Source organism: Roseibium sp., from assembly GCF_025698965.1.
Taxonomy (GTDB): Bacteria; Pseudomonadota; Alphaproteobacteria; order Rhizobiales; family Stappiaceae; genus Roseibium.
Genome location: NZ_JAILWL010000072.1, coordinates 1 through 17,863, shown reverse-complemented (window position 1 = coordinate 17,863; position 17,863 = coordinate 1). Strand labels below are relative to the sequence as shown.

The window sequence follows — 17,863 nt, the reverse complement described above, 5'->3', positions numbered from 1 at the left end:
GCTCACAGCAATTTTGGCGGTAAATTTCCGTCCAATCTCCTGGGGCGTTTTCCCTGGGCGTCATTCTTTGGAAGCACTCAAGCCGCTTACCTGTCGAAGGAAGAGATGGTTGCCGGATCTTTCGGTATGGAGGCAAGGTATCCGTTTCTGGATGTCGAGGTTGTTCAGGAATTCCTCAGCCTGAGGGCGGACATCAAAAACAAACTCTATAAATCGGTAATCCGCGAATATTTGAGAAGCCAGAACTTCCCCGTCAAGGAAGACGTCAAGATCGGATTTGGATTTTCAGCTCCGGACAAAAAGAAAAAACGCAAGAAAAAACCGATTTTTCGTTCGATCAAAAAGCTGGCCCGGATTTGGAAATAATGCACCAGTATCGGCCAAAACCCAACGCTGCGTTCTTGTGAATGTGGTCCCCTCGAGTTTCATGTTGCTGCATGCGTTTGCCTCGACAAGCCACGTTTCGAAGCGAATGCAGGAAACGCAATTTTAGCTGAACGAATCTTCAAGCAAAAACTGTAGCAATTTCTAGTGCTTCACAGCTTTTTCCATGATTGTTTCTACCCTTTTGATAAGGTCCCTGTTGTCCAGATTTGCAACAGCAAAATCCCTTGCGTTTTTTGACATTTGAGCTGCGTTGTAGTCGCCTGCAAGAGCCGCTCGAATTAGGGAGCGGTACCCGTCCTGGTCTAGCTCATCAACAAGATGACCCGTTTGCCCCTCGGTTACCAGGTCCGGGATTCCAGCATGCCTGGTTGCAAGAATGGCGCAACCACAGGCAAGCGCCTCCTGAATGGACGTTGGCGCCCCTTCCGCGTCTCCACCCGGACTTGTTACCGAGTGCTGGAGGAAGAATTCAGCTTGCTGGAGATGTTTTAAAACGATTTCGTGCGGTTGTTCGCCGAACAGTTTCACCTGGTTTTCCATCCCTTCACGACGAACAATTTCCTGACATTGCTCCTGCATGGGACCACCTCCCAGAATTTCCAGAGTGGCTTCCGGATTGGACTTTGCTTCCTTGCAGAAGGCTTCCACTGTCAGGTCAGGACGTTTTTTTTCGATCAGGCGTCCGACTGCAATGAAACTGGCCTTTCTTTTCTGTGCAGGAAGGAATTTGTCGGTGTTTACGCCGCTGGGGAGTACGTGGCTATTAGGGTGAACCAGTCCGTATCTGGCAAGATTGTCGCGCAAGAATTCCGACACGAAAAAAACACCTTCCATTTTCTTGAAGGCCCTTGCAATCAGATTTCGCTGCCGGGCGGATCTTGCACGCATTGTAGCATCGTATCCCCGGTAATAGGTAAATATGGGAATGCCGCAATCGCCGATACTGTCTGCGACTTCCGCACCAATACAGCCGAAATCGCAAAGTACGACATCGACATTTTCGGTTTTGAGAAATTCGAGTATCTGTTTGCGTTCGTTGCCATAAATGCTGTTTGCAGGCAGTTTTCGTATCTTGTTAGACACTTTCGCAACTGCTCCGAGAACCCGACCAAATGGTGATCGATCAATTTGGGACCGCAGCAATAAAGGCCGTTTGACTGTCTGATATTCTCTTTCTTCTTTGCAACATACGCACGAATTGCCGTCGAACATGTTTTCGATATGAAAATTCACCATCGTGTGGTGCCGATGCATGAACTCGTAAGTAAAAATGCAAACCTTCGTCACATCATGGCCAATCGAAATTGAATTTGTGCCCTAGATTCAAACGTTTGATTTTTTCAAGTGTCGCGTCTCTTTGTGCCTCTAACCCTCCGATGATGCCGCAATGGTCCTCGACGTATACTGCTTCCACGCGTGAAATTGCGTTGGAATCAATCAGGTCGTTTATGATGCGGTACTCCATGCCTTCTATGTCAACCTTGATGAGTTTGACTGTGCAATCCAGATCTTGAACGAACTTGGAGAAATGGACGAGTTGCACTTCGTAGCTGTTCTCATAGGAAACATCGGATTTTCCATCGGAGAGCGTCGATCCTTGGGTGGGCCTGGTTGTCATTGAAGGATCTGAAAAGAGCTTGGCCGTGCCGCTTGTGTCAGAGACTGCTTTTTGAAAAGTAGTTATGTTCGGGAACTCTTTTGTGTTGTCTTGGAGAGTACGGAATATTTCCGGGTGTGGTTCGAAGGAGTATACGGTCTTTGCGCGCTCAGCAAATTTGCGGCTTATCTTGCCGACATGCGCACCAAGGTCGATAACAGTGTCTTCAGGGCCAATCATGGAAAGCACGCGGTGAAGGTACTTTTCATCATCGTTCATGAGGAGGTAAGGAACTTTATTTCCGCGTTTTAAGAGTTTCTTTCTGAGAGATTTCCGAATACCCATTCCAACCTCAAAGGTCACCGCCATACACCAGTATGGTCGTATCGTGTGATTTGGATAAGCCACCTACACTCAAGCGAGCTATTGCGCCAGTCTTAGCCAGGATTTTTTGTAAATCGATTGCGCGTTTTGAGTTGACCGTGCGCCCCTGTGCAGGTTCTCAGCTTCACATATTTTCGAAAAACACCAGAAGATACATACCTATGACTGCTCGAACTTCGACATAAGAGAGATCCCTGATGACTTTGAAAACCACGTGGACATTTTTTCACGAGTCAGGATACCAGCTGTCGGCTGTGGAGCCAGCTATGGTCTTAACTGTTGCGTCTTTCCAATCTGATGACCGGATAACCGCGTCAGCAGAACTGCAACATTCTTGACCTGGAACTTTTTCAGAAGGCGTGCGCGGACGTCTTCGATTGTTCTTGGTGACAGGTCGAGTTCGCGAGCGATTTCCTTGCTGGTGAGGCCCTTCGACAGGTAGAGAAGAACTTCCCGTTCCCTTGGGGTGAGTTGAGGTCCGCTTGTCGTGTTATCGATCAGCGCGAAGGTCAGAACGGTTCGTGCCAGAGGTGTTTCCGGTGTCAGGGTCCGGGCGCGGAACCTGCACCAGATCATCGACCCGTCCGAGCGGCGCATCAGGCGTTCGTCGGTGTAGGGCAGCGAATGCCGCAAGGGCTCCAGACCGATATCCCGGATCTGGTGAAATTCCTGGTCAGACCCGTAAAGCAGCCGGAAGCTCTGGCCAATCAATTCTTCCTTTCGATAGCCGAACATCCACGCGAATGTTTCGTTGCAGGTTTGGATGACGCGATTTTCAGTAAGGGCCAGGCCCATGGGTGCGTTGTCGAAAGCGAGTTGGTCAAGGTCTTCCATATGTCACCGTGTTCCTACGGTATTGGCACCGTAGTTCGACGGTATCATAGTAGTGTTTCGCTTTTCTACCGAGATCCGCTTCTTCTCCCTGCAGGTGAAGAGCAGGTCCCATCTATCGATTGGAGCATCTTTTCCGGGTTCGTGTGAACAAGAAGTGCTCCGGGGAATTGTGCCAGATGTCCTTGACAGAAAATCTGATCCGCGAAATCGATTCCAGGCGTGATGATCTGATTGAGCTTACCCAGGATCTGCTGCGCATTCCAACGCTCAATCCACCTGGCGAGAACTATCGGGATATCTGTGACTATCTGGACAGGAGGCTCAGTACTTCCGGTTTTGAGACCGAACTCATCCGTGCCCATGGAACTCCGGGGGATTGCGAGAAGTATCCGCGTTGGAACATTGTGGCGCGCCGCGAAGGCAAGCAGAAAGGTGAGTGTGTTCATTTCAACAGTCACATCGACGTGGTCGATGTCGGCCATGGTTGGACAAAAGATCCGTTTGGTGGCGAGCTCGTCGACGGCAGGATTTATGGTCGCGGTGCGTGCGACATGAAAGGTGGATTGGCAGCTAGTATCATTGCTGCCGAGGCCTTTCTCGTTGTGTGTCCCGATTTCACCGGTGCTATTGAGATCAGCGGTACGGCCGACGAGGAATCCGGTGGATATGGCGGTGTCGCCTATCTGGCGCAAAAAGGGTATTTCAATCCCAAACGCGTGCATCACGTCATCATTCCAGAACCTCTCAACAAGGATCGCATCTGCCTGGGGCACCGGGGTGTCTGGTGGGCTGAGGTCGAGACCTACGGAGAGATCGCCCATGGTTCGATGCCGTTCCTTGGTGACTGTGCGATCCGGCACATGGGCGCGGTAGTCGAGGAAATGGAAAAAAGCCTCTTTCCTGCGCTGGCTGAGAAACGAACCGATATGCCTGTGGTGCCGGAAGGAGCCCGGCAATCGACCCTCAATATCAATTCGATTCATGGTGGACAGTCAGAAGGGGACGCGGATTTCACCGGCTTGCCGAGCCCTTGCGTTCCGGACAGTTGCCGGATGGTGATTGATCGCCGATTTCTGGTCGAGGAGGATATCGAGGAGGTTCAGGAAGAGGTTCTTCAGATTATGAAGACCGTGGAAGAGCGGCGGGAGGACTTCCGCTATGACGTGCGAGAGCTGCACAGGGTTCTGCCGACCATGACAGATAAAAAAGCACCTGTGGTACGCACTGTTGCAAAAGCGATTGAAGAAACAATGGGCAAACCGGCGGAATATGTCGTCAGTCCAGGCACTTATGATCAAAAACATATCGACCGGATCGGCAAATTGGACAATTGTATTGCCTATGGCCCGGGTATTCTGGATCTGGCGCACAAACCGGATGAATATGTGGGCGTCGATGACATGCTCGATTCCGCAAAGGTCATGGGCCGTTCTTTGATTGAATTGTTGGCAAGGCCGTGAAACGGCCATCAACAGATGGGGAAAGCTATGCGTTTGAGAAAGTTTGGGAGTGGACTAATCAGCGTCCTTGCACTGGCCGCGAGCATCGGAATGGCCCATGCGAAGAGCGACATAATCGTTGCCATGCAGTTGGAGCCGCCGCATCTGGATCCGACCAGCGCCGCCGCCGGCGCAATCGATTCAGTGCTTTATTCCAATGTCTTTGAGGGCCTGACACGCTTCGGTCCGGATGGCTCGGTCAATCCGGGTCTGGCTGAAAGCTGGACCATCTCCGAGGACGGCAAGACCTATACCTTCAACTTACGGCCCGGAGTGATGTTCCACGACGGGACTGAGATGACGGCCGAGGATGTGAAGTTTAGCCTGGAGCGCGCACGAGCAGATGACAGTGCCAACGCACAGAAGGCTCTGTTTGCCGGCATTGAAAACGTCGAGGTGGTTGATCCGCAGACGGTCAAGGTGACCTTGTCCGCACCGAATGGCAGTTTCCTTTTCAATATGGCTTGGGGCGATGCGGTGATCGTCGCACCGGAGTCCATTGAAAACATAAAGAGCAATCCTGTCGGAACCGGTGCCTTCAAGTTCTCAAACTGGGTTCAGGGCGATCGCATCGAGCTTGAGAAGAATGCCGATTATTGGGGTGAACCCACCAAGCTGGACAAGGCGACTTTCAAGTTCATCTCCGACCCGACAGCGGCCTTTGCAGCTGTGATGGCAGAGGATGTGAATGCCTTTGTCGGTTTTCCGGCTCCTGAAAACCTGCCGCAATTCGAGGCTGATCCAAGGTTCCAGGTTCTGGTGGGATCGACGGAGGGGGAAACAATCCTGTCGACCAACAACAAGCTGCCACCATTGGATAATCTCAACGTCCGCAAGGCGATTGCCCACGCCATTGACCGCCAGGCGATCATTGACGGTGCCATGTTCGGCTATGGCACACCGATCGGCACACACTTTGCCCCGCACAATCCGGATTATGTCGATCTTACCGCGAACAGCAAATACGACCCGGAGCTTTCGAAAAAGCTGCTGACTGAGGCGGGGCATCCCGACGGGTTCACGACCACATTGAAGTTGCCGCCACCATCTTATGCGCGTCGCGGCGGCGAGATCATTGCTGCACAATTGCGCGCCGTTGGCATCGAAACGGAAATTACCAATCTCGAGTGGGCGCAGTGGCTGGAGCAGGTGTTCAAGGGCAAGGATTACGGTTTGACGATTGTCAGCCATACGGAGCCGATGGATATCGGCATCTATGCGCGGCCGGATTATTACTTCCAGTATGACAGCCCAGAGTTCCAGAAGCTGTTCACGGATCTGACGGCGGAAAACGACCCTGAAAAGCGGTCTGAGCTTTTGAAGAAAGCTCAGGAGATGATTTCCAATGATTACGTCAACGGCTACCTGTTTCAGCTGGCATTTCCGACGGTCGCCAATGCCAAGATCAAAGGGCTCTGGGAAAACCAACCAACCCAGGCAACCGATCTGACGGGTGTTTACTGGGAAGACTGATGCAATCGCTGATCAGGCTCTCGTCCTGCGACGGAAGCCTGTATCATATATCCTTTTCCTGCAAATGACCGGAGACGAATGGCCGGTCGACGTATGACGGGCTCATGCTGCGGTATTTCCTGAAACGACTGCTGTCTCTTGCTTTGAGCCTGGTGGCTGCGTCGATTGTGATCTTTCTGGCGCTTGAAGTCGTGCCGGGAGATCCGGCGGCCTACATGCTCGGCCTCAATGCCCAGGAAGACACTCTCAATGCGCTGCGCGAGCAGCTTGGTCTCAATGGCACAGTTCTGGAGCGCTACTTGTCCTGGGCCGGGGGGCTGCTGACCGGTGATTTCGGCATCTCATATACGTATAGAACACCCGTTTCGGAAATGATCGGCGATCGCATGTGGGTGTCCTTGCCGCTGGCACTCTATGCGCTGACACTGAGCACACTGATTGCCTTTCCCGCCGGAATCTGGGCGGCTTCACGGCGTGGATCTTATGTGGATGCGGGTGTCATGGGGGTCACCCAGTTGGGGGTCGCGATCCCGAATTTCTGGTTCGCAATGCTGATGGTTCTGATCTTTGCCATCAATCTGCGCTGGTTTTCAGCCGGTGGTTTCGCCGGTTGGGATGCCGGTTTCTGGGCGGGCATGAAGTCACTGACGCTGCCGGCAATCGCGCTTGCGTTGCCGCAAGCCAGTATTTTAACCCGGGTGATGCGTTCCAGCCTTCTCGACACGCTGAACGAAGACTTCATTCGAACCGCCCGTGCAAAAGGGCTGAACAAGGCACAGGCCATGTGGCGGCACGCGCTGCGCAATGCCTTGATCCCGGTTCTGACAATCATGGGTCTGCAATTCTCGTTTCTGCTCGCAGGTGCAATCATTATCGAGAATGTCTTCTTCCTGCCCGGCTTGGGGCGTCTCGTTTTTCAGGCGATCAGCGCACGTGATCTCATCGTGGTCGAGAGTGTTGTGATGCTGCTTGTGTTTGCCGTCATTGTCGTCAATTTCGCAGTCGATCTTGCTTATGCTCTGGTTGACCCACGATTGCGGGGACGGCGATAGATGTCCCTTTTTCTCTACAGCCGAACGCTGCTGCCAGGGGCATTCCTGACGCTGCTATTTGCCGGTGCGGCCCTCCTCAGCCTGGTCTGGGTTCCGTATGATCCGACTGTTCTGGATATCGCCAACAAGATTAAATCGCCGAGCTGGGCGCATCCGTTCGGAACGGATCAGTTCGGCCGCGATATCCTGAGCATGATCATGGTCGGCGCGAGAACTTCGATCGCCGTGGCGTTGGTTGCGGTCGGGATCGGAATGCTGGTCGGTGTTCCGCTCGGTCTGGCGGCCGCAGCCAGAAAAGGCGGATTGCTGGACGAAGTCATCATGCGGATGAACGATTTGGTCTTTGCATTCCCGAGTCTGCTGATCGCGGTCATGATCACGGCGGTTTTCGGAGCGTCCGCCCTGAACGCAATCATCGCGATCGGCATCTTCAACATTCCGGTTTTCGCCCGCTTGACACGCGGGACAGCACTTTCGCTCTGGAGCCGGGATTACATCATGGCGGCGCGGGTCGCAGGCAAAGGACCGGCGCGAATTTCGCTGGAACACATTCTACCCAATGTCGCCAATTTGCTGATCGTCCAGGGAACGATACAGTTTTCACTTGGCATTCTTGCCGAAGCCGGACTGAGTTACGTGGGTCTTGGAGCACAACCGCCGACCGCGAGTTGGGGGCGGATGCTCGCCGACAGCCAAACCATGATCTCCTTTGCGCCGCATCTGGCACTTTTCCCGGGTCTTGCCATATTGTTGACCGTGCTCGGGCTGAACCTTCTCGGGGACGGTCTGCGCGACATTCTTGATCCGAAACTCAGGAGGGTGCGCGCATGAGCCTCCTGAGCATCGACAATCTGTCTCTTGCAATTCACGGAACGCAGATACTCAAAGAAGTCTCGCTGAAGATTGAACCGGGCCGCATCCTCGGTGTCATCGGCGAAAGTGGTTCGGGAAAGTCGATCACGGCATTCAGCGTAATGCAGCTCCTGCCATACGGGGCGGAATGTTCCGGAAAGATCACGCTCGCCGGAGAAGACATCCTTTCGCGCAGTGAAGCGCAATTGTGTGCGATCCGTGGGCGGGATGTCGGCATGGTGTTTCAGGAGCCGATGACGGCGCTCAATCCGTTGCAGACGATTGGTACTCAGGTTGCTGAAACCATTTTGATTCACAAAAAGGTTTCGAGGGCGGCGGCCATGGAGAGGGCCGCCGACGCTTTGCGCCGGGCGGAACTGCCACAGGACAGGTTTCCTCTGTCGCGCTATCCGCACGAGCTATCGGGCGGTCAACGCCAGCGCGTTGTGATTGCGATGGCAATTGCTCTGCGGCCGAAACTTTTGATCGCCGATGAACCGACTACCGCCCTGGATGTGACAACCCAGGCACAGATCCTGAAACTGTTGCAGAAACTGGTGGTGGAAGAAAATATCGGGCTGATGCTGATCAGCCATGACCTGGCCGTCGTTGCCGATCTTGCCGACGATCTGGTGATTATGCGCAAAGGTGAAGTGGTTGAGAGCGGGCACGCGGATAACCTGTTTCGGAACATGCAGCATCCCTATTCACGCGCCCTGCTGAAGGCCTCCGGTCATGTTCCCGAACGAACAGGCCATGCGAGAGACACAGCGTTGCTTCAGGTGCGCAATGTGGTTCGTGAATATGTCACCCACTCCTATGGTCTTTGGGGAACAACGTCTCAATTTCGGGCGGTGAATGACGTCAGTTTCGAAATTCGACGTGGTGAAAGCCTCGGCCTTGTTGGGGAGTCCGGTTGCGGAAAGTCCACCTTGACCCGTGCGATTTTGGGACTTGAGGACGTGCAGGGCGGCGAGATCCTGTTCGATGGCCAGCCGGTATTTACGCATGAACATGCAAACAGCGACGTGCGCCGACGCATGCAGGTGGTCTTTCAGGATCCCTATGGCAGTTTCAATCCACGCTGGAAAGTCGACCGGCTGGTAACAGAGCCCTATCACCTCTTGGAGCGACAGCCCAAAGGCCGGGAGAAAGATCGCGCAATAGCCGAAGCGTTGGAAAGTGTCGGCCTCAATGAAACGGATCGACACAAGTACATTCACGAATTCAGCGGTGGTCAACGTCAGCGGATCGCCATCGCTCGCGCGCTCATCATCAAGCCGGATCTGATCATTCTGGATGAAGCTGTCTCGGCGCTTGATGTTTCGGTGAGGGCGCAGGTTCTGGACCTTCTGGCAGATCTGAGCGACAGGCTGGACCTAACCTATCTCTTCATCAGTCATGACCTCAGCGTCGTTCGGTCGATTACGGAGCGGGTGCTCGTCATGAAGGCCGGTCAAATTGTCGAACATGGTCCGACGGATGACGTCTTCGACCACCCGAAACACGATTACACCAAGCAACTTGTCGCCGCCGCGCCGGCCTTGCCGGACGACGTCGCAGGAGGAAGATCTCATGACCCGATCTCCGGATCTCTGGTTTGACCCGACAAAATGCCTGATCGGCGGCAAATGGGTTGCCCCGTCAAGTGGCGAACAATTGCCTTTGCGGAACCCATCGACTGGTGAGCGTATCGGATCGATTGCGCGAGGCACCGCCGACGATATCGATGCTGCGGTCGCTGCCGCGGACGCTGCGTGGAAAGGTGAGTGGAGCCGAACGACCGCGGTGGAGCGGGGAAGGTTTCTCTTCCGGCTTCGTGAGCTCGTACAGGAGCGAATTGAAGATCTCGCCCGGATCGAGGCAATAGATGTCGGCAAGCCGCTGAAACAGGCGCGAGCCGACGCCGTCGCTCTGGCCCGCTATCTGGAATTCTACGGCGGTGCCGCCGACAAACTGACCGGGGAAACTATTCCCTATCTGGATGGCTATACGGTTTATACCCTTCGCGAACCCCACGGTGTCACCGGGCATATCGTTCCGTGGAACTACCCGATGCAAATCATCGGCCGGTCAGTCGGTGCGGCTTTGGCGACCGGAAACGCGTGTATCCTGAAGCCCGCTGAAGATGCCTGTCTGACAGCTCTGGCGTTTGCAGATCTTGCAAGGGAAGCCGGGTTGCCGGACGGAGTTCTCAATGTGGTTCCAGGTCTTGGTTCGGAGGCCGGGGCCTCACTGTCCGCACATCCTGGGGTTCGGCATGTCAGTTTTACCGGTTCGGTCGCCACTGGTGTCCAGGTGCAGATGGCGGCTGCGCGCAATGTGGTGCCGGTGACGCTGGAGCTTGGCGGCAAATCGCCCCAGCTGGTGTTTGATGATGCGGATCTGGACGCTGCGCTGCCGTTTCTCGTCAATGCAGGTATTCAAAATGCCGGACAAACCTGCTCCGCATCCTCGCGCATTCTCGTTCATCGGTCGATCCAGGATCGGGTTATCGAACGGATGGCGAGCCGCTATGCGTCCCTGCAGGTTGGACCGGCCCTGGCAGACCTTGATGTCGGACCTCTGATTTCGGCCAAACAGCAGGGAATAGTCTCGAGCTTTCTGGACCGTGGAGCAGATCTTGAAAAGGTGGCCGAAGGCGTGTTGCGGGAGGCGCCTGAGCAAGGCAATTATATCAAGCCGACGCTGTTTGCTGGCGTAAAACCTGACCACACCCTTGCACGGGACGAAATTTTCGGACCGGTGCAGGTTATCATTCCCTTTGACGATGAAGATGAGGCCGTCGCAATTGCCAACGGCACGGACTATGGCCTTGTTGCCAGCGTCTGGAGCCGAGATGGAGCGCGGCAGATGCGCTTGGCGAAAAAGATCCGCAGCGGTCAGGTGTTCATCAACAACTATGGTGCAGGTGGCGGCGTGGAGTTGCCTTTCGGCGGCATGGGCAAGTCAGGCCATGGCCGTGAAAAAGGTTTTGAAGCGCTTTACGGATTCACGACGCTCAAGACCGTTGCCGCATTTCACGGCTGAGAATTCTCACGACCGTCATCTTGGACCTAACAGGGAGGCCTGAGTGGAACAGGGTGATGCACTTCTATCCCGGCCTGCACGGTGTTTGGCGGGGAGCAATGAAAAAGGCCGGGCTGACAGCCAGGGAACTTGGAGGAACCAATGAGATTGCAGGGAAAAACGGCCATCGTGACGGGGGGCGCCTCAGGATTTGGTGCCGGGATTGTCAGAAAATTTGCCGCAGAGGGCGCGAAGGTTCTGATCGCGGATCTCAATATGGCACTGGCAGAAGATGTGGCGAGCGAAGTGAACGGCATTTCGGCGAAAGTGGATGTTTCCGACAATGACAGCGTCGAGGCACTCGCCGCGATGGCGTCTGCCACGCTCGGAGCTGTCGATATCCTGGTCAACAATGCCGGGATCACGCACCTGCCCAAACCGATGCAGGAGGTTACGGAAGAGGAGTTCGACCGCGTCATGGCAGTCAATTGCAAGTCGGTCTATCTGACCGCGCGCCATTTCGTTCCCGCCATGGTGTCCGCCGGCAAGGGCGCCATCTTGAATGTTGCGTCCACTGCAGGTCTCAGTCCACGCCCGCGCCTGAACTGGTACAACGCGTCCAAGGGCTGGATGATAACCGCCACCAAGACCATGGCGGTCGAGTTGGCGCCCGAGGGTATTCGTGTCAACGCAATTTGCCCTGTGGCGGGGGAAACGCCTCTGCTGAAGAGCTTTATGGGGGAAGATACGCCCGAGATTCGCGCGAAGTTTCTGTCCACCATTCCGCTTGGCCGGTTTTCAACACCGGAGGACATGGGCAACGCAGCGTGTTTCCTGTGCTCGGACGAAGCGAGCATGATCACCGGGGTCGCGATGGAAGTGGATGGCGGTCGTTGTGTCTGACGGCTTCATTGCGCCGGATTGTTCCAACGACCTGATACCACCGCTTACTCCGCAGGCGGAGCACCGATCGCATCGGGGTGTGCAGACTGGAACGCCTCGAGAGCGTCTACAGCATTTCGAGCAGCCTCTATGCGGGGGAAACGTGTGGTGTCCACACCCCAGCGATCTGAATTATAGAGCTGCGGGATCAGACAGCAGTCTGCCATTGTCGGTTGGTTTCCGTGGCAGAAGGGGCCTTCACTTTCCGACAACAGTCTTTCAAAGCCTTCAAGTCCTTTGCCGATGAAGTGGCGCATCCAGTCCACCTTGATCTTGTCGTCGCCACCGGCGATGTCGGCGACATGTTTGGCTACGCTCAGGTTGCAAACCGGGTGGATTTCCATGGCAATGGCATAGGAAAGCTGGCGGACACGATATTGTCCCTCGATATCTTCCGGCAGAAGCGTGGAGCCCGGAGACGTTGCGTGCAGATACTCGATGATTGCCAGGGATTGTGTCTTGCGTTTGCCGTCGATGACCAGTGTCGGCAGCAGACCCTGCGGGTTCATATCGAGATAATCTTCTGTCCGGTGGGCGCCGGTCAGAAGGTTGATGGGCCGGATTTCGGCAGGCAGATTCAGAAGATTGAGCGCGATACGGACCCGGTAGCTTGCCGACGACCGCCAATAGTCATAAAGCACAGGGTTCCGGTCCATTTGCGTCTCCAGCGAAAATTTTGTTTTGAGCTTACGGAACACAGGCTTAAGCGGGTTATACCTCCTATGCAACTTGCTTTGAGGGAAAGATGCCGAAGTTCGGAGACCGGAAACGAGCTTAGGCTATGGCTTTGTCGAGTTCCAACCCTTCGAATGCGGGTTCCGAAGCGATCCAGGTCAGATACTCACCATAGGCAGTATGCGAGATTTCGTCTGCCAGCGATTTAAGATGTGTCCTGTCGATCCAGCCCATGTTGAACGCGATTTCTTCAGGACAGGCGATTTTGAAGCGCTGGCGGGATTCCAGTGTCTGAATGAAGGAGGCGGCGTCCAGCAGGGATTGCGGTGTGCCGGCGTCCAGCCAGGCGAACCCGCGACCGAGATGCTGCACGTTCAATCTGCCACGTTCCAGATAAGCCCGGTTGATATCCGTGATTTCAAGTTCCCCGCGTGCCGACGGCTTCAGGGACTTCGCGATTTCAACAACATCCGCATCATAAAAGTAAAGTCCGGTTACCGCCCAATCAGATTGAGGGGATGCTGGTTTTTCAACGATCGAGTAGGCTTGTCCGCGAGTATCGAAACTCACGACGCCATAGCGTTCCGGATCCTTTACCTGATAGGCAAACACCGTTGCGCCAGTCTGCTGGTTTCGTGCGGCAAGAAGTTTTTCCGGCAAGCCGGTGCCGTGGAAAATGTTGTCGCCGAGTATGAGCGCCGAAGCGTCGCCTTCCAGAAAATCTTCAGCAATGTGAAAAGCATGAGCAATGCCGAGCGGTTGTTCTTGAACCGCGTATTCGATGGAAATGCCCCATGGCTCGCCATTACCCAGAACCCGGCGGAAAGATGGTAGATCCTGAGGTGTCGAGATGATGAGAAACTCCTGGATACGAGCCAGCATCAAGGTCGTCAGAGGGTAGTAAACCATCGGTTTGTCATAGACCGGCAGCAGTTGTTTGGAGTTGGCCAGCGTCATTGGGTGCAGGCGTGTCCCGGATCCACCGGCAAGAATGATACCCTTCATTGAACGCCCTTTCTTTGCCGAAGCAGGAAGCTGACGGTTTTTGCCAGACTTGCTTCCGGTGAAGGAAAATTGAAACCGAAGTTCTCTTGATAAAGTGACGTGTTCAGCGCCGTTCGAAGCGGGCGGATTGCAGGTGTCGGATAGTCACGTGATAGAGCTTGCCCGACTTCGCAAACCGGACCGGACAGTCGCGCCGAGGTCGTGAAGATCAGGTGTGCCAGTTCATGGCGAGACATCACTGAGGGGCCGGCAAGGTGATAGATGCCGGAAGACTGAAAGGTTCCGGTCGCTAGAATTTTCGGTGCAAGTTCCAAAATGGCATTTGCCAGATCCAGTGCAGAAGTCGGATTGCCAATCTGGTCGGTCACTACCGACAGCATTGTGGAATTCGCGGCGGCATTCAAAATCTTCGTTACGAAATTGACGCTGAACGGCGAATACAGCCAGGCTGTCCGCAGAATGATGTGTTGTGGATTGGCCTCAATGACAGCCTTTTCGCCACCGAGTTTTGAATGGCCGTAGGTGTTTTGCGGTCGTGTCGGATCAGTTTCAACATAGGCCGAGGTCTTTTTGCCATCAAACACATAGTCGCTTGAGATGTGAATGATTGGAATACTCGCCTCCGTCGCCGCGCGCGCGAGATTGCCAGGACCGATCGTGTTGATGTCGAAGGCTTCTGCCGCGTGACTTTCGGCGGCATCAACATCCGTAAAGGCAGCTGTATTGACGATCAGATCAGGGCAGATCGCCTTGACGGCAGACCGGCAGGACGCAAAGTCCCTGATGTCGAAATCAGGTCGTCCGAGAAAGTGTAACTCCAGCTCCGGATAATAGATGGAACAGGCGCTCAGAGATCTTGCAAGTTGCCCGCTTTTACCAATGACCAGAAGTGTGTGGGCTCGGGTCATGCCGGTACCTTTTGCTGCCCTTCATGTGAACGGGAAGCAGCTGACGCGGGGTGTTGCCAATTGGAATTGGAAAGATACCAGCGGATTGTCTCCGTCAGTCCCTGTTCAAAGGAAACTTCGGGTCGCCAGCCAATTTCTGTCTCGATCCGAGTCGGATCCACAGCGTAACGCTGATCGTGACCGGGACGGTCCGCGACGTAGGATATCAACTCGTCATGTGGCGCATTTTCAGGTCGCAAGCGATCGAAAAGACTGCAGATCTTTCGAACAAGATCTATGTTCCGGCATTCGTTGCGCGCACCGATCGCGTAAGTGCTTCCAGGCTGTCCCCTTTCCAGAAGAGCGACGAGTGCACGGGCATGGTCCCGGACGTGAAGCCAGTCCCGGATTTGACTACCGTTGCCATAAACGGGCATCGGCATGCCATTCATTGCCTGGTGGCACATCAGAGGGATCAGTTTTTCGGGAAATTGTTCCGGGCCGTAATTGTTGGTGCAATTGGAAACAATTGCTGGCAGGCCATAAGTTCTGATGAAAGCACGGACCAGATGATCCGAGGCTGCTTTGCTGGCTGCATATGGGGAGGAGGGATTGTAGCGGGTGGTTTCGTTGAATATCCCATCCCCTTCCAGGTCGCCAAAGACTTCATCAGTGGAGACGTGCAGAAAGCGGAACTGACTTCTCCCCCTTCGGTCGAGCCCAGACAGGTAGCTGCGCGTTGCCTCCAGCAGGCATAACGTGCCCTCTATGTTTGTTCTGACAAAGGTCTGAGCGTTGACGATGGAGCGATCCACGTGACTTTCTGCCGCCAGATGGACAAGGGCGTCCGGTTTGTAGTTCTGAAACACTTTCCCCACAGCCACCGGGTCGCAAATATCGGCTTTGACGAACGTGTATCGTCTCTCTGCGGATAATTCTTCAACTGCGGACATGTTGGACGCATAGGTGAGTTTATCGAGAACGATAACCTCACACGTGTTGTTGCCAAGCAAGTGACGGCACAATGCGGTTCCGATGAAGCCTGCGCCACCGGTTATCAGAATACGCATGCGGCAGGCTCCATGATCGTCTTGAAGGGAGAGTCGTTTTTGAGATTTTCAAGGAACGGCAAGGCTCTGTCTTTTGCGGAGAGGATCGGCTCCCGTCCTCTTAGCTGCCAGTCGATGGCCAGTGTCGGATCATCGAAAGCAATGCCTCGTTCACTATCGGGAGCATAGTCGGCACTGACTTTGTACTGGACTTCCGTGTTGGCGCTCAGGGTCGAAAATCCGTGCGCGAAGCCGGCTGGAACGAAGAGCTGTTGCATGTTATCCGCTGAAAGAACACGACGGACATGCCGACCGAATGTCGGCGAATATCTCCGAATGTCGACTGCCACATCGAGGATCGCTCCTCTCGAACACCGCACCAGCTTTGCCTGTGCATGTGGAGGGACCTGGTAATGAAGTCCTCTGACAGTGCCCGCCGATACCGATCTGGACATGTTGTCCTGCGTGAAGACAGGTGAGATGCCGGCTCTGACGAATTCGGTCCGGTTATAGACTTCCGCGAAAAGCCCGCGGTCGTCCGCATGACATTCGGGGACCAGCAGCAGCACGTCAGCAATTTCGGTTGCTTCGATCTTCATGACGCACCTTGGGAAGTGAAAGAATGAGCAGGAGACCGGTTCAAGCCGGCCACCGGAGCGAGAGTTCGCCTTGCCTCTCTTGCAACAATCCGTTGCAAAAGAAGCTGTGTCTTGCGGATGCTTGCGTTGAGTTCGAACCGTGACACGACAGACTGTCTTGCGGCGTCGCGCAGTTGCTGCAATCCGGGTGGCCGCGTGAGCGTATGTTCGATACGGACAGCGATTTCCTCTGTGTCCCAAAAATCCGTGAGCTGGCCGTTGACACCGTCCCGCATGACTTCCTCCACCGGAGCGGTTGCGGACGCGATGATCGGGGCGCCACAGGCCATTGCTTCCAGAAACGACCAGGAAAGGACGAAGGGATAAGTCAGGTAGACGTGAGCTGCCGAAATCTGAAACAGCCGAATGAGCTGATGATGCGGTATCTGACCAAGAAAGTGGATCCGCTCTGGCGGAATTTCCGTTTCCTTCATCAGAAGATCCCGCCAGGATTTTCCATTCGTCTGGGATTGACCGTAACTGGTTCCGTCTCCGCCCGCGACGACGAAGCGGACCGTAGGGTTTTTTCTTGCGACACGTGCGGCAGCGCGCATGAACTGCGGAAAGCCCCGGTAGGGTTCAAGGTTGCGCGCGGCAAATGTCACCACAGGATCGCCACTCGCCAAAAGTGTTCCATCAGGAAGGCGGAGAGTTGCCAGGTGATCCGGTCTGGCCCGGTTGGTGTCGATACCTTCGTGCTGAGCGATAATCCGGGGATGATAGGGAGCAGGGTATCTGCTTTTTTGCCAATTTGTTGGGCTGATGCCGCAATCGATCTGATCGAGCGTTGCCAATTGGACCGCATTCCGAAGACGCAGCGTTTGTCTTTGAATCAGGTCGACAGTTTCCGAGGGAGCAAAACCGACGTCACCGCCCTGAGGCTGAAAATAGTACTCGCAAAAACCGACTGCCGGTGTGTCCGGGAGGATGTCTTTCACGAACATCATGCCGCCCCATCCGATATGCCCCATGATCAGGTCGGGTTTTCGTCCCTCTCGGACGAGTTGATGCAGAATGTCCGCAACACGGCGACCCGCGGCGACATAGGGAACATGCGCAGGGCTTCCGTTCCGAGTGGAAACGTTACCCCGCGACACGCGATCAGAATAGCGAATGGTCCTGACACCGGGAACGGTTCTGTCGACCGATTGTGAAATGAGGGTCGCCGACCAGCCTTCGCAGATCAGGCGCCGGGCAAGATGAACGAATTGCCCGGGGCCGTCCCGGTGCACAAATACGATATGCATTTGTGGGACCTCGCGTCAGAACTGTTTGGCATCCAATCGCGTGTCATGCCGCTGCAAACTGGTCGCCCACACGACTTCAAGCCGCCGCAGCATGGTCAGGGTCTCTTCCAGAGCCCGACGATCGCGTTCATCCCTCACAATGAGATTCTGGTTGACGTCATCGGCGGTTTTTATCGTTTCGCACAACTTCTTGCCCTTGTCGGTCAGACGGATGCGCGCTGAACGGCGGTCTCGCGGCGAGGGTGTTCGATCCACGTAACCGGTTTGTACGAGCTGTTTCAGGCTGTAGGACGCATTCGATCCGAGGTAGTGACCCCGATCCATCAGATCTCT

The 17,863-nt window shown here is 54.8% G+C and carries 18 protein-coding genes; 8 read left to right on the top strand and 10 right to left on the bottom strand.

The window, feature by feature from the left end; all coding sequences use genetic code 11:
* The coding region (locus tag K5905_RS08220; RefSeq protein ID WP_297582376.1) for an asparagine synthase-related protein at window positions 1–366 on the top strand (366 nt) is incomplete at its 5' end.
* Window positions 367–528: 162 nt separating this feature from the next.
* Here K5905_RS08220 and K5905_RS08215 read toward each other — a convergent pair.
* The 3 genes from K5905_RS08215 to K5905_RS08205 form a co-directional block, all read right to left on the bottom strand.
* Window positions 529–1,470: a glycosyltransferase gene (locus tag K5905_RS08215; RefSeq protein WP_297582374.1), complete on the bottom strand. Its 942-nt coding sequence runs from the start codon at window positions 1,468–1,470 to the stop codon at window positions 529–531.
* A 205-nt stretch (window positions 1,471–1,675) separates the two neighbouring features.
* Window positions 1,676–2,329: an FkbM family methyltransferase gene (locus K5905_RS08210; protein WP_297582372.1), complete on the bottom strand. Its 654-nt coding sequence runs from the start codon at window positions 2,327–2,329 to the stop codon at window positions 1,676–1,678.
* A gap of 303 nt (window positions 2,330–2,632) precedes the next feature.
* Complete coding sequence (locus tag K5905_RS08205; RefSeq protein ID WP_297582370.1) at window positions 2,633–3,202, bottom strand: PAS and helix-turn-helix domain-containing protein; 570 nt, start codon at window positions 3,200–3,202, stop codon at window positions 2,633–2,635.
* 176 nt (window positions 3,203–3,378) lie between these two features.
* On the opposite strand from K5905_RS08205, the gene K5905_RS08200 reads away from it, so the two are divergent.
* From K5905_RS08200 to K5905_RS08170, 7 genes are all read left to right on the top strand, one after another.
* Window positions 3,379–4,662, top strand: a complete 1,284-nt coding sequence (locus tag K5905_RS08200; protein ID WP_297582368.1) for an acetylornithine deacetylase/succinyl-diaminopimelate desuccinylase family protein — start codon at window positions 3,379–3,381, stop codon at window positions 4,660–4,662.
* Between the two features lie 90 nt (window positions 4,663–4,752).
* Window positions 4,753–6,174, top strand: coding sequence for an ABC transporter substrate-binding protein (locus K5905_RS08195; RefSeq protein ID WP_297582365.1), 1,422 nt, complete (start codon window positions 4,753–4,755; stop codon window positions 6,172–6,174).
* A gap of 104 nt (window positions 6,175–6,278) precedes the next feature.
* A complete protein-coding gene (locus K5905_RS08190; protein WP_297582363.1) occupies window positions 6,279–7,226 on the top strand; it encodes an ABC transporter permease in 948 nt (315 codons plus the stop codon).
* Window positions 7,227–8,057, top strand: a complete 831-nt coding sequence (locus K5905_RS08185) for an ABC transporter permease (protein ID WP_297582361.1) — start codon at window positions 7,227–7,229, stop codon at window positions 8,055–8,057.
* Window positions 8,054–9,682, top strand: coding sequence for an ABC transporter ATP-binding protein (locus K5905_RS08180; RefSeq protein ID WP_297582359.1), 1,629 nt, complete (start codon window positions 8,054–8,056; stop codon window positions 9,680–9,682). The genes K5905_RS08185 and K5905_RS08180 overlap by 4 nt, the downstream gene beginning before the upstream one ends.
* The gene (locus K5905_RS08175) at window positions 9,654–11,108 is read left to right on the top strand and encodes an aldehyde dehydrogenase family protein (protein ID WP_297582356.1); all 1,455 of its coding nucleotides are present in this window, start codon (window positions 9,654–9,656) and stop codon (window positions 11,106–11,108) included. The genes K5905_RS08180 and K5905_RS08175 overlap by 29 nt, the downstream gene beginning before the upstream one ends.
* Window positions 11,109–11,249: 141 nt before the next feature.
* The gene (locus tag K5905_RS08170; protein ID WP_297582354.1) at window positions 11,250–11,990 is read left to right on the top strand and encodes an SDR family oxidoreductase; all 741 of its coding nucleotides are present in this window, start codon (window positions 11,250–11,252) and stop codon (window positions 11,988–11,990) included.
* 44 nt (window positions 11,991–12,034) lie between these two features.
* On the opposite strand, the gene maiA is transcribed toward K5905_RS08170, so the two are convergent.
* The 7 genes from maiA to K5905_RS08135 all read right to left on the bottom strand — a co-directional run.
* Complete coding sequence (gene maiA, locus K5905_RS08165) at window positions 12,035–12,685, bottom strand: maleylacetoacetate isomerase (protein WP_297582352.1); 651 nt, start codon at window positions 12,683–12,685, stop codon at window positions 12,035–12,037.
* 118 nt (window positions 12,686–12,803) lie between these two features.
* On the bottom strand, window positions 12,804–13,709 hold the full coding sequence (rfbA, locus tag K5905_RS08160) for a glucose-1-phosphate thymidylyltransferase RfbA (protein WP_297582350.1): 906 nt from the start codon (window positions 13,707–13,709) through the stop codon (window positions 12,804–12,806).
* The gene (gene rfbD / locus K5905_RS08155; RefSeq protein WP_297582347.1) at window positions 13,706–14,617 is read right to left on the bottom strand and encodes a dTDP-4-dehydrorhamnose reductase; all 912 of its coding nucleotides are present in this window, start codon (window positions 14,615–14,617) and stop codon (window positions 13,706–13,708) included. Before rfbD ends, rfbA begins: the two co-directional genes overlap by 4 nt.
* Window positions 14,614–15,666: a dTDP-glucose 4,6-dehydratase gene (gene rfbB, locus K5905_RS08150; RefSeq protein WP_297582344.1), complete on the bottom strand. Its 1,053-nt coding sequence runs from the start codon at window positions 15,664–15,666 to the stop codon at window positions 14,614–14,616. The genes rfbD and rfbB overlap by 4 nt, the downstream gene beginning before the upstream one ends.
* Entirely contained in the window at window positions 15,654–16,244 is a 591-nt protein-coding gene (rfbC, locus tag K5905_RS08145; RefSeq protein ID WP_297582342.1) for a dTDP-4-dehydrorhamnose 3,5-epimerase, read from the bottom strand. Before rfbC ends, rfbB begins: the two co-directional genes overlap by 13 nt.
* A complete protein-coding gene (locus tag K5905_RS08140) occupies window positions 16,241–17,530 on the bottom strand; it encodes a glycosyltransferase (protein WP_297582340.1) in 1,290 nt (429 codons plus the stop codon). The genes rfbC and K5905_RS08140 overlap by 4 nt, the downstream gene beginning before the upstream one ends.
* A 15-nt stretch (window positions 17,531–17,545) precedes the next feature.
* On the bottom strand, window positions 17,546–17,863 hold a 318-nt coding region (locus K5905_RS08135; RefSeq protein WP_297582337.1), incomplete at its 5' end, for a winged helix DNA-binding protein.

Coding starts and splice junctions, on each gene's coding strand:
- K5905_RS08210 (WP_297582372.1), bottom strand. CDS start 2,329: ATGGGTATTCGGAAATCTCTCAGAAAGAAACTCTTAAAACGCGGAAAT.
- K5905_RS08205 (WP_297582370.1), bottom strand. CDS start 3,202: ATGGAAGACCTTGACCAACTCGCTTTCGACAACGCACCCATGGGCCTG.
- K5905_RS08200 (WP_297582368.1), top strand. CDS start 3,379: ATGTCCTTGACAGAAAATCTGATCCGCGAAATCGATTCCAGGCGTGAT.
- K5905_RS08195 (WP_297582365.1), top strand. CDS start 4,753: ATGGCCCATGCGAAGAGCGACATAATCGTTGCCATGCAGTTGGAGCCG.
- K5905_RS08190 (WP_297582363.1), top strand. CDS start 6,279: ATGCTGCGGTATTTCCTGAAACGACTGCTGTCTCTTGCTTTGAGCCTG.
- K5905_RS08185 (WP_297582361.1), top strand. CDS start 7,227: ATGTCCCTTTTTCTCTACAGCCGAACGCTGCTGCCAGGGGCATTCCTG.
- K5905_RS08180 (WP_297582359.1), top strand. CDS start 8,054: ATGAGCCTCCTGAGCATCGACAATCTGTCTCTTGCAATTCACGGAACG.
- K5905_RS08175 (WP_297582356.1), top strand. CDS start 9,654: ATGACCCGATCTCCGGATCTCTGGTTTGACCCGACAAAATGCCTGATC.
- K5905_RS08170 (WP_297582354.1), top strand. CDS start 11,250: ATGAGATTGCAGGGAAAAACGGCCATCGTGACGGGGGGCGCCTCAGGA.
- maiA (WP_297582352.1), bottom strand. CDS start 12,685: ATGGACCGGAACCCTGTGCTTTATGACTATTGGCGGTCGTCGGCAAGC.
- rfbA (WP_297582350.1), bottom strand. CDS start 13,709: ATGAAGGGTATCATTCTTGCCGGTGGATCCGGGACACGCCTGCACCCA.
- rfbD (WP_297582347.1), bottom strand. CDS start 14,617: ATGACCCGAGCCCACACACTTCTGGTCATTGGTAAAAGCGGGCAACTT.
- rfbB (WP_297582344.1), bottom strand. CDS start 15,666: ATGCGTATTCTGATAACCGGTGGCGCAGGCTTCATCGGAACCGCATTG.
- rfbC (WP_297582342.1), bottom strand. CDS start 16,244: ATGAAGATCGAAGCAACCGAAATTGCTGACGTGCTGCTGCTGGTCCCC.
- K5905_RS08140 (WP_297582340.1), bottom strand. CDS start 17,530: ATGCATATCGTATTTGTGCACCGGGACGGCCCCGGGCAATTCGTTCAT.